Source organism: Escherichia sp. XD33 (genome assembly GCF_019375075.1).
Taxonomy (GTDB): domain Bacteria; phylum Pseudomonadota; class Gammaproteobacteria; order Enterobacterales; family Enterobacteriaceae; genus Enterobacter; species Enterobacter flexneri_A.
This window is the reverse complement of sequence record NZ_JAENDM010000268.1, coordinates 1-687: the sequence shown is the minus strand read 5'-3', so window position 1 is coordinate 687 and position 687 is coordinate 1. Positions and strand designations below refer to the sequence as shown.

The window sequence follows — 687 nt, the reverse complement described above, 5'->3', positions numbered from 1 at the left end:
TCAGTGAGTGCATCAACAAGCAAATCAGATTCACAAAGTACATCAATATCATTAAGTACAAGCGATTCTAAATCGATGAGTACATCAGAGTCATTAAGCGATTCAACGAGCACAAGTGATTCAGTATCTGGATCATTAAGTGTAGCGGGGTCACAAAGTGTCTCAACAAGCACATCAGACTCAATGAGCACGTCTGAAATGATAAGCGATTCTATGAGTACAAGTGGATCATTAGCTGCATCAGACAGTAAATCAATGTCTGTAAGTAGTTCAATGAGCACGTCTCAGTCAGGTAGTACATCAGAATCATTAAGTGATTCGATAAGTACATCGGATTCTGACAGTAAGTCATTATCATTGAGTACAAGTCAGTCTGGCTCAACAAGCACATCAACATCAACAAGTAGTTCAGTACGTATGTCGGAATCACAAAGTACATCTGGTTCAATGAGCACAAGTCAATCCGATTCAACAAGCATATCAACGTCGTTTAGTGATTCAACGAGTGATAGCAAATCAGCTTCAACTGCATCAAGTGAATCAATATCACAAAGTGTATCAACAAGTACATCTGGTTCGGTAAGTACTTCGACATCGTTAAGTACAAGTAATTCAGAACGCACATCAACATCTATGAGTGATTCCACAAGCTTAAGTACATCAGAGTCTGATTCAACGAGCGACTCA

At 39.2% G+C, this 687-nt stretch carries 2 protein-coding genes; both read right to left on the bottom strand.

Annotated features, from left to right (window positions below; all coding sequences use genetic code 11):
* On the bottom strand, positions 1–281 hold a 281-nt coding region (locus K0778_RS28475; RefSeq protein WP_275547991.1), incomplete at its 3' end, for a hypothetical protein.
* Between the two features lie 177 nt (positions 282–458).
* On the bottom strand, positions 459–687 hold a 229-nt coding region (locus K0778_RS28470; RefSeq protein ID WP_275547990.1), incomplete at its 5' end, for a hypothetical protein.